The following is a 12,072-nucleotide window of genomic DNA, read 5'->3' as shown; positions in this document are numbered from 1 at the left end:
CGTCAGCGCCCGGGAGCTGCGGTTTCGGCGGAGCCACCCTTCGGCCCCCGCCGGGCGCCAGCCCAGGCGGGCCGCGTCAAGCACGTGATGCGGCCGGCCTGGACAGCCGCCCGGTCCGAGGGCAAGGGACGGCCGGGGTCAGACCGCGGCGTGGCTCGTACCGCGCAGGTCCGCGATCCCCTGGTCGAGGGCGGCCCGCAGATGGGTGGACCGGCCCGTCGACAGCAGGATGGACACGCCCCCTTGGATCGCTGCCAGCAGCGCCGCGGCCCTGATGTCGGCATCGACGTCCGCAGGGATGAGCCCGGCTCCCTGGAGCGCCCGGACGCCCGCCGCCAGGCTCTCCTGCCACTGGCGCAGCAGCTCGATGACGATCGCCCGCGTGCCGGGAGTCGAGCGACCGATCTGGAAGAACAGCGAACCGAGCGGGCACTCGTCCCCTTGGGCTTCGTAGCGTTCGATCACCACGTCCCGCCACTGCTGCCAGGCCTCCCATGAGTCCAGGCATCCCAGATACGGCTGCTGGTCCTCCAGGACCTGATCCGCCTCGAACTGGGCCACCGCGACAAGCAGTTCGTCCTTGCCTGCGGGAAAGTAGTGGAACAGCTGACCCTTGCTCGTCCCGGTTCTGGCCATGATGTCGTCCAGCGTGGCCAGGGCGGCTCCCCGTTCCCGCAGCACCGCCGCCGCCCCTTCGATGATCCGTTGCCGCGTAGCCCTGCCCTTGGCCGTCAGCTCACCGCGCATGACCCGTCCCCTCAAAATGGACTACGCAGTCCATTGTAGGGCCGTGGCGGGCACCCGTCACACCTCAGGGCTCCGCAGCCCGATCCGGTGACCGGCGCTCGCTGCGCCGATCGGCGCACGCCCCTTTCCAGCCTTCTCCACACGACTGACCCGGACCGCCCCACGCGAGCCCGAAAGCGACGACACGTCCGAATTCGACGTCGCCACGCTCCGCTGCCCGCCGGGCGAAGCGGGGCTACCGTTGAATACGTGGAAATGCTGCATCTGCGATATTTTGTCGCGGTCGCCGAGGAACTCAACTTCTCGGCAGCGGCTCGGCGGCTCCACATGGCGACGTCCCCCCTGAGCCAGCGCATCAGAGATCTGGAGCGCGAACTGGGTCAGCGGCTGTTCGAGCGGGACACCCACAGCGTCGCGCTCACTCCGGCCGGCGCCGCCCTCCTTCCGATCGCCCGTGACGTGCTCGATCAGTTCAGCTCCATCCCATGGCGGCTGCGTGAGGCGACCCGGGTGCAGCGCAGCACCGCGCTGATCGGCATACCTCCGGGACTGAATCCCGAGCTGAGAGCGCGGGTCGCCACCCTCGCCGACCGCGTCCAAGGGCTGTTCGAACTCCAACGCTGGCCGGGCAGCACCCAGGCCCTGGTAGCGGGTGTCCGCGAGGGCCGGCTCGCTCTGGCGCTGGCCCGACTGCCGTTCACCGACCCCGCCCTGGACCTGATCAACGTCATGTCGGAACGCATGGGTGCGGCCGTACCGGCCGATCGCTTCGCCGGCCGCGACGCCGTCGCCCTCGCCGACCTGGCCGATCTCGCGTACATCCCCCCGCCCAAGGACATCAGGCCCCCGTATTTCGAAGTGCTGGATCAGGCGTTGACGGAGCACGGTATTCGCAATCGCATCACCCTCACCGACACCGGCTACGCCGGAATATCGGAGGTCATTTCCAACGGGTCGGCATTCTGTATCTCCATTCTCGAGCCGGACAGCCCGATGCGGGGATACAGCATCGAGAATGTGACGGTACTGCCGTTCACGGACTTCCACCCCAGCCTGGACACGGCCCTGGTGTGGCGCCGCGACCGTGCCGACGGAGACCTCAAGGAGCTGGTCACAGCCGCGTGCGACATTTTCGACAAGCCCGTCCACCGTCGGTCCGATACCCGGAAAACGCCGTCCGGGAAATCCCGGTGAACGGTGTGACCGCTGCGGTCACACCGCCGTTCCTATTTCGATAATTCCACCTGGCATCGCTCTTCATTAGCGTTGTGCATCAGGCACGACGAAGCACGGCGCGAAAGGAAGAGGAGATGGCGGAATCCTTGAGGACCGGACCGCTCGACGGCGTACGGGTGATCGACATGTCCACCGTGGTGATGGGTCCGTACGCGGCCCAGATCCTGGGTGATCTCGGCGCCGACGTGATCAAGATCGAGTCGCCCTCCGACACCGTTCGCGTAGGCCGGTATCACGTCACCCCGGGCATGACCGCCCTCAGCCTCAACGTCAACCGCAACAAGCGCAGCGTCGCCCTCGATCTCAAGGACCCGGCGCAGCACGAGCAGGCCCTGAAGCTCATCGACACGGCGGACGTGCTGATCACCAACATGCGATCGGCCGCACTGCACCGACTGGGCCTCACCTACGCCGACGTCGCCGCACGCAACCCGGGCCTCGTCTACGCCCACGGTCAGGGCTTCCGCAGCGACTCCGACCGGGCCGGCAACGCCGCCTACGACGAAACCGTGCAGGCCGCCTCCGGGCTGGTCGACATCACCCGCCGCGCGCTCGGCACACCGGTGTACCTGCCGATGATCATCGGGGACAAGGTCTCCGCCCTGACCATCGTCTACAGCGTGCTCGCCGCCCTGCTGCACCGCTGCTGCACCGGGCAGGGACAGCACATCGAGGTGCCGATGACCGACACGCTCCTGGCGTTCAATCTGGTGGAGCATCTGGCGGGGCACGAGTTCGAGCCGGCGATCGGCCCCACGGGCCACCCCAGGTCGATGTCGAAGGAACACCGGGCACGGCGCACCAAGGACGGCCTCGCCTGCCTCATCCCCTACACCCCGCAGAACTTCCGCGACTTCTTCGTAGCCGCCGGGCGACCGGACCTCGCCGCCGACCCCCGGGTGAACGGGGCGACCATCGACATGGCCGACCTTGACGGCCTTGCCCTGCTGGCCGACGAGTGCGCACCGGCGCTGACCACGGCCGAGTGGGAAGAGGTGTGCGCCAAGCACAGCATCCCGATGGCCCCCGTGCTGGAGCTGGAACACGCCCACGAGGACCCCTACGTCAGCGACGGCCATCTGCTGGAGCCCGTCGTCCACCCCACCGAGGGACCGATCCGCACGATCGGTATCCCGGTGCAGTTCTCCGCGACACCCGCTTCGATCCGCCGTCTGGCCCCGGTACCGGGCCAGGACACCGCCGAAGTCCTCGCCGAGCTGTCCGGCCACTGAACCCCACCCCCCTGTACCTCACCGAGAGAGGCGAGCCATGAGCACCACCGACGTGCGCACCCAGCGGGCGGGCACAACCCTGCTGATCACGATCGACCGTCCGCAAGCACGCAACTCCGTCAACGCGGTGGTCGCCACGCTCCTGGCCAAGGCACTGGACGAGCTGGAGGCCGACCCGGAACTCCGAACCGGAGTGCTGACCGGCGCCGGCGGGACCTTCAGCGCCGGCATGGACCTCAAGGCCGCTCTGCGCGGTGAGTCCCCCAACGTCCCCGGGCGTGGATTCGGCGGGGTGACCGAGGTGGAGCGCACCAAGCCGCTGATCGCCGCCGTCGAGGGCTGGGCCATGGGCGGCGGATTCGAACTGGCTCTGGCCTGCGATCTGATCGTGGCTGCGGAGGACGCCCATTTCGGCCTGCCGGAGGTCAAGCGGGGACTGATCGCCGCAGGCGGCGGAGTGATCCGGCTGCCCCGGCGCATCCCGTACCACCTCGCGATGGAGTTCCTGCTGACCGGCGAGCCGGTGAGCGGCGCTCGGGCCGGTGAACTGGGCCTGGCCAACCGGGTCGTGCCCACCGGACAGGCCGTGGAACAGGCCCTTCTGCTCGCCGAGCAGCTCGCTGCGAACGCCCCGCTCGCGCTGGCCGCCGTGAAGGCGGTCACCCGGGCCGCGGACGGCGTGCCCGAGGCCGAGGCCTTCGCCGCGCAGCGCACGGTGATGGCCGGTCTGATGGCCTCTGCCGACGTGCGCGAGGGCATGACCGCTTTCGCCGAGCGCCGGACCCCTCGGTGGACGGGGCGGTGACATGCGCATCGAGGACGTCAGGAAGAACCTGACCACCCCACTGACCAGCCCGGCGTACACATCGACGGTCCCACGCTTCACCGACCGCGAGTACCTGAACGTCGTCTACCGCACCGACCCCGGCGCACTGCGTGCCGTCGTCCCCGAACCCCTTGGGATCGGCGAACCGCTGGTTCGCTTCGAGGTCATGAAGATGGGCGACGTCAGCGGGTTCGGGCCCTACACCGAGGCGGGACAGGCCATCCAGGTCCACTTCGAGGGCGAACAGGGCGAGTACCTGCACGCTATGTACCTCGACAACTTCCCGGCCACCGCGTCCGGGCGCGAGGTCAGCGCATATCCGAAGGTCATCGGCGCACCCAGCCTGTACGTCGACCACGGGGCGCTCGTCGGCACCCTCGACCACGGAACCCTTCGCGTCGCCACCGCGACCATGGGCTACAAGCACCAGCCCCTCGACGAGGACACGGCCAGGGCCCAGATCACCGTGCCCACCTTCATGCTCAAGGCCGTCCCGGGCTACCGGCGTGGCATGCGTGTCCAGGAGCTGGTGCGCACCGAGATCACCGACGTGGTCGTCAAGGAGGCCTACACCGGCCCCGCACGGCTCCAGCTCTTCGCCCACGTCCTCGCCCCGCTGGCGGACCTGCCCGTGCTCGAGATCGTCTCCGCCAGCCACATCCTCACCGACCTGACCCTCGCTCCGGTCGAGCCGGTCTTCGACTATCTGAAGGGAGACATGCAGTGACACACCCCATCCGCACCGCCGCCGTGATCGGGGCGGGCACCATCGGACTGTCCTGGACAGCCTTGTTCGCCGCACACGGTCTGATCGTCCGCGTCAGCGACCCTCGGCCCGATCTGGCGGAGGCGGTCGCCGAGGCGCTTGCCGCGTTCGGTCCGCACCTGGCCGCACAGGGCCTGGACACCGACGGCCTCGCCGCACGTGTACATCTCGCCGCCGATGTGACCGAAGCGGTCCGCGACGCGGACGTCGTCCAGGAGAACGCCCCGGAGCGCGTGGAGTTCAAGAAGGAGCTGTTCGCCCAGCTCGTCCGGGAAGCCCCTGGACACGCACTGCTGCTGAGCTCGTCGTCGGCGATCCCGGCGACCGCTTTCACCACGGACATCGAGGACGCGGGCCGCATCCTCATCGGACATCCGTTCAACCCGCCCCACCTGCTGCCGCTCGTCGAGGTGGTGCCCGGCAAGCGCACCACCGAGGAGTCCGTGCAGGCGGCCGTCGCCTTCTACACCGCCGTCGGTCGTACGCCCGTCGTCGAACGCCAGGAGATTCCCGGGTTCGTGGGCAACCGTCTCCAGAAGGCGCTCAGCCGCCAGGCCGTCTACCTCGTCCAGCAGGGCGTGGTGACCCCCGAGGACCTGGACACGGTGGTGACCCACTCGCTCGGCATCCGCTGGGCGACGGTCGGACCGTTCCTGGGCGCGCACCTGGGCGGTGGGCCCGGCGGCTACCGCCACATCACCGAGCACATCGGTTCGTCGATGCAGCAGATGTCCCTCGGCGAGCCCTCCCAGGAGCCGGAGGACCAGGAGCGGGTCGTCCAAGCGGTGGAGAAGGCCTACAAGTCCACCCCGTACGCCGACCTCGCCGAAGTCCGTGACCGCAGGCAACTCGCCGTCCTGTCCGCCCTGGCGGACATCCGTCGTAATCAGCACCAGAAGGAGAACTGAGATGACCACCACCCCCGTCCCCACCCCCGCCGCCCCGATGGACGACCTGCCGGCCGCCGACTTCTACCGCTACGAGACGCTGCTTTCGGACGAGGAGCGCAAGATACTGCTCGACGCCCGCGCCTTCCTGCGCAAGGAGATCAAGCCACTGGTCAACGAGTACTGGGGCAAGGCCGAATTCCCCTTCGAGTACATCGAGAAGTTCCGCGGCAGCGGACTGGCCGCCCTCGCCTACGAGGGGTACGGCGAGCACAAGCCGGCCTGCAGCCACCTATTGGGTGGCATGCTCGCCACCGAGCTAGGCCGCGTCGACGCCTCCACCGCCACCTTCTTCGGCGTCCACAACGGTCTCGGCTTCTACTCCATCCACTACGGCGGCAGCCAGGAGCAGCGCGACAGGTTCCTGCCCGCCATGGCCACGATGGAGAAGATCGGAGCGTTCGCGCTGACCGAACCGCTCGGCGGCTCCGACGTCTCCGGCGGCATGCGCACCACCGCCCGGCGCGACGGCGACACCTGGGTCCTCAACGGCGCCAAGAAGTGGATCGGCAACGCCACCTTCGCCGACTACGTCGTGGTCTTCGCCCGGGATGTCGAGGACAACAAGGTCAAGGCCTTCGTCGTCGAGAAGGGCACCCCCGGCTTCAGGCCCGAGAAGATCGAAGGCAAGATCGCACTGCGCATCGTACAGAACGCCGAGATCACCCTGACCGACGTCCGTCTGCCCGAAGCCAACCGGCTGCAGAACATCAAGGGCTTCCGCGACGTCGCCGAGGTGCTGCGCCAGACGCGCAGCGGGGTCGCCTGGCAGGCCCTCGGCGTCATGATCGGCGCCTACGAACTCGCGCTCGACTACGCGAAGGAGCGCATCGCCTTCGGCCGACCCATCGCCAAGTTCCAGCTGGTGCAGGACCTGCTGGTCAAGAGCCTGGGCAACATCACCGCCTCATGGGGCATGCTCATACAGCTCGCCCGGCTGCAGGACCAGGGCATCTTCCGCGACGAACACTCCGCCCTGGCCAAGGAGTACGTCGCAGCCCGAATGCGCGAGGTCGTCGCCTGGTGCCGCGAACTCTTCGGCGGCAACGGCATCCTCCTCGACTACGACGTCGCCCGGTTCTTCTCCGACGCCGAAGCCCTCTACTCCTACGAGGGCACACACCAGATGCAGACCCTCATCGTCGGCAAGTCGATCACCGGCCACAGCGCGTTCGTGGGGTGACGGCGATGACCACACATTCCGTCTTCACCGGCCTGAAGGTCCTGGACGCGTCGACCTACATCGCGGGACCGGCGGCGGCCACCATGCTCTCCGACTTCGGAGCGGACGTCATAAAGATCGAACCGCCGGGGCAGGGCGACCCTCAGCGGCGGCTGAGCTTCGTGCCGCCCAGCCCCCGGGCGGAGGCCAACTACGGCTGGCACCTCGCCAACCGCAACAAGCGCGGCATGGTGATCGACCTCAAGTCCCAGGCGACCACCGAGGTTCTCAAGCGCCTCGTCCAGTGGGCAGACGTGGTGATCACCAACTTCCCGCACGGCACACGCGAAAAGCTGCACCTCGACTACGACCAGGTGTCGAGCTGGAACCCGAGGGTCGTCTACGCCGACATCACGGGCTTCGGTGATGCAGGCCCCGACGCCAGGCAGCCGGGCTTCGACCTGACCGCCTTCTGGTCGCGCAGCGGGCTGCTGGCCTCCACCCGGGACGCGGGAGCCCCGCCGACGGTGCCGGTCTGGGGCAGCGGCGACTACACCTCCGCCGTCGCGCTCTACGGGGCCATCGTGACAGCCCTGTACCGCCGTGAGCTGACCGGGGAGGGGACCAGTGTCGGAACCTCACTGCTCGCCACCGGGGTCTGGGCCACCGGAACCCTCGTCGCCGGTGCGCTCGCCGGGGGCACGCCGTTCGAGCTGCACGACCGCAACGCACCGGTGAACGCGTTGACCAACCCCTACCGCACGGCGGACGGCCGGTGGTTCATGCTGGCGACCTCGTCCCTGCACTGGCCGGGACTGGCGCGCGCCGTCGGGCGTCCCGAGCTGCTCGAGGACCCCCGCTTCGCCGACGCCGAGGGCCTGCTCAAGAACGCCGCCGCCGTGAGCGAGGTGCTCGACGCCGAGTTCCGCTCGCAGTCCTTCGCCCACTGGAAGGACGCCCTGGACCGGGAGCGCATCACCTTCAGCCTCATCCAGACTCCGGAGGAGGCAGCGCAGGACGTGCAGTTGCGCGCGAACGACATCGTGGTGCCCCTGGAAGGCGTCAGCGATCTCAAGGAGACCGTCAGCAGCCCGATCAATCTGCGCGGGGTGCCGAAGGTGGCGGCCAAGCGTGCGCCGGACCTGGGCGAGCACAACGACGAGGTGCTCGCCGAGCTGGGATTCGGCCCCGCCGATGTCGTCCGGCTGCGCAGCCAGGGAGCGATCCCCGGCGCTCCGGAAGAGGAGGCGGCGTGATGAGCACGATGCCGGGAGAGACCCGCTCAGCGCACTGGCCGTGAACTGCTCCCTCGGGGTTGCGTTCCTTAATTGAAGGCTCCCCCGTCTGGAGGCGAGGGATTCCCGTCCGGCCTTGCGGCCGGACGCCCCTTGCGGGGCGCCTTCAGGCGTGTGTGGGAATCCCAGGCTCAGGCAGCCTTCCGGGCCAGCGGCCCGGGAGGTCTTACGCCCTCAGCACCTGCCGGGCACCAACCCGTCCGGACCAGCATCACGAACGCGGAATTCTTGTCCCGAGGGCGCACGGCTCCGCATCGCGTGCAGGTATACGTTCGCTCCGAAAGAGGCAGCGCGTGCTTGGTTCTCGCTCCGCAGTCTGCGCACTCCATCGTGGTGTGCACGGGATGCACCAGGCGCACATCCCGCCCATGCTTGCGGCCCATCTCGATCAGGGCGCGCTTGGTAGCCGAAATAGCAGCGTCGGCCGCCTTCTTGGCCATGGTGGTCTTCGCGAGGAACTTCGGGCGGAAGTCTTCCACCGCGATCCGGTCATGGTCGCAGACCACGGACTTGGCCCACTTGCGGCCGGTATCCTGACGCTGCCCGGCGACCTTGGCGTACGCCTTCGCGCGCGGCTTCTTCGCCTCGCGGTAGCCCTTCGAGGCGGCCTGCCCCTTGGCCGGTCGGCGTCGGGCCATCATCCGGTCATAGCGCGAGAGCTTCGCCTGGGCCTTCTTCCCATGCTGGGCGTGGGGAAGGTCGTGGTCGTCGCTCGTAGTGGTCGTGGTCTCCTTGACGCCCCAGTCGATCCCGATCATGAGGCCGGTCTCCGGCAGGTGCTCAGTGATGGCGGTGGTCACGAAGGACGCGTACCAATGGCCGATGCTGTCGCGGTACACGCGCACCGAGGACGGCGGCTTGGGCAGCCGGCGCGACCACACCACCGTCAGCACGATCCCGCCCGCCAGGTGCAGGCGCCCTTCCTTGAGACGGAACCCACGCCGGGTGTAGTTCAACGACGGGTCCGCCTCCCGCTTCTTCTTCCAGCGGGGCATCCCTGCACGCTGCCGCATCGGCAGCCGGGCCTTGATGTCCCCCAACGCCTTCGCCCGCGATGTCGCGAAGTCGTGTATGACCTGCTGCTGTGGCACGCTCGCGCCCTGCGCGAGCCACGACGTCACCCGGCGCGCCTCGGTCAGCATCTTGTCGAGCTGCGCTGGACCACACGTCAGCTTGTCCTCGGAACGCACCTTGTTGTGCAGATACACGGCCTTGGACTTGGCCACGCACTCGTTCCAGATCCAGCGGCACCCGTCCCACTCCGCTTCGAGCGCAGCCCGCGCGCCGGCGGACACCCGAAGGCGGTACGAGTACCGGACGTGCCCGGCCTCCCCATTCGTCGTCGCGTCCGCCGTCATGAACCCGAATCCATCCGGGAGGACTGACAGTCGGGAGCTCTTGATCAAGGCGGGCCTGCTCACCCCGTCCCGTGGTGGACGGCCAATCGCCCTCGCGGCGATCGCCCTTTCCCCGCCCCGCTCCGCCCCGCAGGAGTCCGATTCCTCCCCGACCTGATGGCCGGGGCATCCTCGGAGGAACCCGGTGACCTGTCTCCCCCCGGTCGTTGGGCATGGAGTGCCGGTCCGGACATGGCGGCCCCGACATCTCCGAAGCACCGTGTCCGCGCCCCTGGTCGCAGCGGGGGCCAGGATGTGATGGTCTTGCTCGACGACGTCGGCCGGACCCGAGGAGGCCCAGTGACCGCCCTGCCCCTGGAAGGGATCATGGTGGTGAGCCTGGAGCAGGCCGTTGCCGCTCCCTTCGCCACCCGCCAGCTCGCGGACCTCGGAGCCCGGGTCATCAAGATCGAGCGCCCCGGCGTCGGTGACTTCGCCCGCGCCTACGACGAGTCGGTGCACGGTCAGTCCAGCTACTTCGTCTGGCTCAACCGCTCGAAGGAGTCGGTCACCCTCGACCTCAAGTCCCCCGGCGGCCGCGAGGTGTTGGACAGGCTGCTTGTCGACGCGGACGTGTTCGTCCAGAACCTCGCCCCCGGCGCCACCCGCCGGCTCGGCCTCGGCGCCGAGGATCTTGCGGAGTGCCACCCCAAGCTGATCGTCTGCGACATCTCCGGTTACGGCAACCGCGGCCCATGGGCCGACCGCAAGGCGTACGACCTGCTGGTCCAGTGCGAGACCGGCGTCGTCTCCCTGACGGGCTCCCCCGAGGAACCCGCGAAGGTCGGCATCTCGATCGCCGACATCGCTGCCGGCATGTACGCCTACTCCGGCATCCTCACAGCGCTGATCCGGCGCGCCACCACGGGCCGCGGCACCCCGGTCGAGGTCTCCCTCTTCGAGGCGCTCTCGGAGTGGATGGGCTCACCGGCCTACTACACGGCTTACAGCGGCCTCGAGCCCGCCCGGTTCGGTGCCCAGCACGCCACCATCGCCCCCTACGGGCCGTTCACGGCACGCGACGGCGGGACCGTGCTGCTCGCCATCCAGAACGAACGAGAGTGGGCCTCGTTCTGCGAGATCTTCCTCAAGGCCGCGGACATCGCCGCGGACGAGCGTTTTCACCGTGGCTCCGCCCGGGTGGCCAACCGCGAGGAACTCAACTCGCTCATCGGCGAACGCTTCGCCGACCTGGACGCCGCCGCAGCCGTCGAGTTGCTGGACCGGGCCAATGTCGCCAATGCCCGGCTCAACTCGGTCGCCGAGTACTGGGACCATCCGGTTCTGGCCGGCCGTGACCGATGGCGCGATGTCGAGACACCGGGCGGGCCCATCAGGGCCCTGCTGCCCCCTGCCACCCTGGGCGGAGTCACCCCGCGGATGGACCCGGTCCCGGCCGTGGGCGAGCACACCGACACCGTGCTGCGGGCGCTCGGCTACGACAACGAAGCGATCAAGGCGCTGCACGCCGACGGCTCGGTCTGACCGAGGAGTTCACGACGTCCTCCGGGCCCTCCCGCAGCGGCCTCCGCGCCCTTCTGCGGGGCGCCGACCGCCCGGAAGTCCTGCTCAGTCAGCGAAGGGTCACGGACGCGGAGATCCCGGGAGCGGAGCCCGGAAGACCTGCCGAGAACACCGCACGGTCGCCCTCCGGAACGCCCGTCACCTCGATGTCCCTCGACGCGAAGAGCGGGGCTCTCGAGCGGAACGTGAAGGCGGCGACGGCGCGTTCCGGGGGCGCAGCGGCGCGGGAGTTCCAGCAGGGACAGGGCCAGCAGGGGGCCATGCACGACCAGGTCCGGGTAGCCCTCCACGTCCCGCGCATAGTCGCGGTCGTAGTGGATGCGGTGGGCGTTGTAAGTGAGCGCGCTGAAGCGGAAGAGCAGTGTCGGGTCCGGCCGCAGGGTGAACGCCCAAGGGGCGGTGGGCACTTCGGTCGGCGCGGCCGGGACCGCTTCCCCGGCAGGCTCGGGGACGGGCGCGATGCCTGCCTGCTTGTAGACGAGGTCCTGCTCCTCGACCGTGCGGATCTCGCCGTCGACGAGGTAGTCATGACGCACCGTCACCAGCAGTAGCCAACCGGATCCGCCGTGCCGTGCGCGTACGCTCGCGACCTCGGAACGGCGGGTGAGCAGATCGCCGACGCGGATCGGGGCACGGAATTCCAGCCGTCCTCCACCGAACATCCGACGCCGGTCCGGCAGTGGTGGCAGGAAGAGCCCGCCGTCGCGAGGGTGGCCGTCCTCGCCCAGATCGGCCTGGGCCGGGCGGTCCAGCATGTACAGCCAGTGCCACAACGGGGGCAGCGGATCGCCGACGCCCAGCGCCGGGACCGGCTGGTCGAAGAGCCCCGCCAAGGCCCGGACGGGCGCCGCGGTGACGAACTCCGCGGCCTCGACGGGCCCCGGACGCCAATCGGCCTCGATGGCCGCGAAATGCTCAGGCGCGCCGCTCATCCCAGTGC

At 69.1% G+C, this 12,072-nt stretch carries 11 protein-coding genes; 8 read left to right on the top strand and 3 right to left on the bottom strand.

The window, feature by feature from the left end:
• Positions 1 to 138 precede the first annotated feature (138 nt).
• Positions 139 to 747 carry a TetR/AcrR family transcriptional regulator gene (locus RCR19_RS37985; RefSeq protein WP_331269287.1) on the bottom strand — a complete coding sequence of 203 codons (609 nt, stop codon included), beginning with the start codon at positions 745 to 747 and terminating at the stop codon, positions 139 to 141.
• A 255-nt stretch (positions 748 to 1,002) separates the two neighbouring features.
• Here RCR19_RS37985 and RCR19_RS37980 point away from each other — a divergent pair, with 255 nt between their 5' ends.
• From RCR19_RS37980 to RCR19_RS37950, 7 genes are all read left to right on the top strand, one after another.
• Positions 1,003 to 1,941 (top strand): LysR family transcriptional regulator, encoded by a 939-nt coding sequence (locus tag RCR19_RS37980; RefSeq protein ID WP_331269670.1) that lies wholly within the window; start codon positions 1,003 to 1,005, stop codon positions 1,939 to 1,941.
• Between the two features lie 116 nt (positions 1,942 to 2,057).
• Positions 2,058 to 3,215, top strand: coding sequence for a CoA transferase (locus RCR19_RS37975; RefSeq protein WP_331269286.1), 1,158 nt, complete (start codon positions 2,058 to 2,060; stop codon positions 3,213 to 3,215).
• Positions 3,216 to 3,252: 37 nt separating this feature from the next.
• Positions 3,253 to 4,020, top strand: coding sequence for a crotonase/enoyl-CoA hydratase family protein (locus RCR19_RS37970; RefSeq protein WP_331269285.1), 768 nt, complete (start codon positions 3,253 to 3,255; stop codon positions 4,018 to 4,020).
• Position 4,021: 1 nt separating this feature from the next.
• Positions 4,022 to 4,768 carry an acetoacetate decarboxylase gene (locus tag RCR19_RS37965; RefSeq protein ID WP_331269284.1) on the top strand — a complete coding sequence of 249 codons (747 nt, stop codon included), beginning with the start codon at positions 4,022 to 4,024 and terminating at the stop codon, positions 4,766 to 4,768.
• Positions 4,765 to 5,715, top strand: coding sequence for a 3-hydroxyacyl-CoA dehydrogenase NAD-binding domain-containing protein (locus RCR19_RS37960; RefSeq protein WP_331269283.1), 951 nt, complete (start codon positions 4,765 to 4,767; stop codon positions 5,713 to 5,715). Before RCR19_RS37965 ends, RCR19_RS37960 begins: the two co-directional genes overlap by 4 nt.
• Position 5,716: 1 nt before the next feature.
• Positions 5,717 to 6,937 carry an acyl-CoA dehydrogenase family protein gene (locus RCR19_RS37955; protein ID WP_331269282.1) on the top strand — a complete coding sequence of 407 codons (1,221 nt, stop codon included), beginning with the start codon at positions 5,717 to 5,719 and terminating at the stop codon, positions 6,935 to 6,937.
• A 5-nt stretch (positions 6,938 to 6,942) separates the two neighbouring features.
• On the top strand, positions 6,943 to 8,172 hold the full coding sequence (locus RCR19_RS37950) for a CoA transferase (protein WP_331269281.1): 1,230 nt from the start codon (positions 6,943 to 6,945) through the stop codon (positions 8,170 to 8,172).
• A 170-nt stretch (positions 8,173 to 8,342) separates the two neighbouring features.
• On the opposite strand, the gene RCR19_RS37945 is transcribed toward RCR19_RS37950, so the two are convergent.
• Positions 8,343 to 9,569: a transposase gene (locus tag RCR19_RS37945; RefSeq protein ID WP_331269280.1), complete on the bottom strand. Its 1,227-nt coding sequence runs from the start codon at positions 9,567 to 9,569 to the stop codon at positions 8,343 to 8,345.
• Between the two features lie 366 nt (positions 9,570 to 9,935).
• On the opposite strand from RCR19_RS37945, the gene RCR19_RS37940 reads away from it, so the two are divergent.
• Complete coding sequence (locus tag RCR19_RS37940; RefSeq protein WP_331269669.1) at positions 9,936 to 11,093, top strand: CaiB/BaiF CoA-transferase family protein; 1,158 nt, start codon at positions 9,936 to 9,938, stop codon at positions 11,091 to 11,093.
• Here the strand turns inward: RCR19_RS37940 and RCR19_RS37935 are convergent.
• Positions 11,045 to 12,064: a MaoC family dehydratase N-terminal domain-containing protein gene (locus tag RCR19_RS37935; RefSeq protein ID WP_331269279.1), complete on the bottom strand. Its 1,020-nt coding sequence runs from the start codon at positions 12,062 to 12,064 to the stop codon at positions 11,045 to 11,047. The genes RCR19_RS37940 and RCR19_RS37935 overlap by 49 nt on opposite strands.
• Between the last annotated feature and the right edge of the window lie 8 nt (positions 12,065 to 12,072).

Source organism: Streptomyces sp. WAC07094 (assembly GCF_036320405.1).
GTDB classification, from domain to species: Bacteria; Actinomycetota; Actinomycetes; order Streptomycetales; family Streptomycetaceae; genus Streptomyces; species Streptomyces lannensis.
The sequence above is the reverse complement of the archived record's forward strand: the minus strand, read 5'-3'. Positions and strand labels throughout refer to the sequence as shown.

What these genes read in the sequence shown, in the direction of transcription:
- RCR19_RS37985 (WP_331269287.1), bottom strand. Translation starts at nt 747, where the DNA reads ATGCGCGGTGAGCTGACGGCCAAGGGCAGGGCTACGCGGCAACGGATC.
- RCR19_RS37980 (WP_331269670.1), top strand. Translation starts at nt 1,003, where the DNA reads ATGCTGCATCTGCGATATTTTGTCGCGGTCGCCGAGGAACTCAACTTC.
- RCR19_RS37975 (WP_331269286.1), top strand. Translation starts at nt 2,058, where the DNA reads ATGGCGGAATCCTTGAGGACCGGACCGCTCGACGGCGTACGGGTGATC.
- RCR19_RS37970 (WP_331269285.1), top strand. Translation starts at nt 3,253, where the DNA reads ATGAGCACCACCGACGTGCGCACCCAGCGGGCGGGCACAACCCTGCTG.
- RCR19_RS37965 (WP_331269284.1), top strand. Translation starts at nt 4,022, where the DNA reads ATGCGCATCGAGGACGTCAGGAAGAACCTGACCACCCCACTGACCAGC.
- RCR19_RS37955 (WP_331269282.1), top strand. Translation starts at nt 5,717, where the DNA reads ATGACCACCACCCCCGTCCCCACCCCCGCCGCCCCGATGGACGACCTG.
- RCR19_RS37950 (WP_331269281.1), top strand. Translation starts at nt 6,943, where the DNA reads ATGACCACACATTCCGTCTTCACCGGCCTGAAGGTCCTGGACGCGTCG.
- RCR19_RS37945 (WP_331269280.1), bottom strand. Translation starts at nt 9,569, where the DNA reads ATGACGGCGGACGCGACGACGAATGGGGAGGCCGGGCACGTCCGGTAC.
- RCR19_RS37940 (WP_331269669.1), top strand. Translation starts at nt 9,936, where the DNA reads ATGGTGGTGAGCCTGGAGCAGGCCGTTGCCGCTCCCTTCGCCACCCGC.
- RCR19_RS37935 (WP_331269279.1), bottom strand. Translation starts at nt 12,064, where the DNA reads ATGAGCGGCGCGCCTGAGCATTTCGCGGCCATCGAGGCCGATTGGCGT.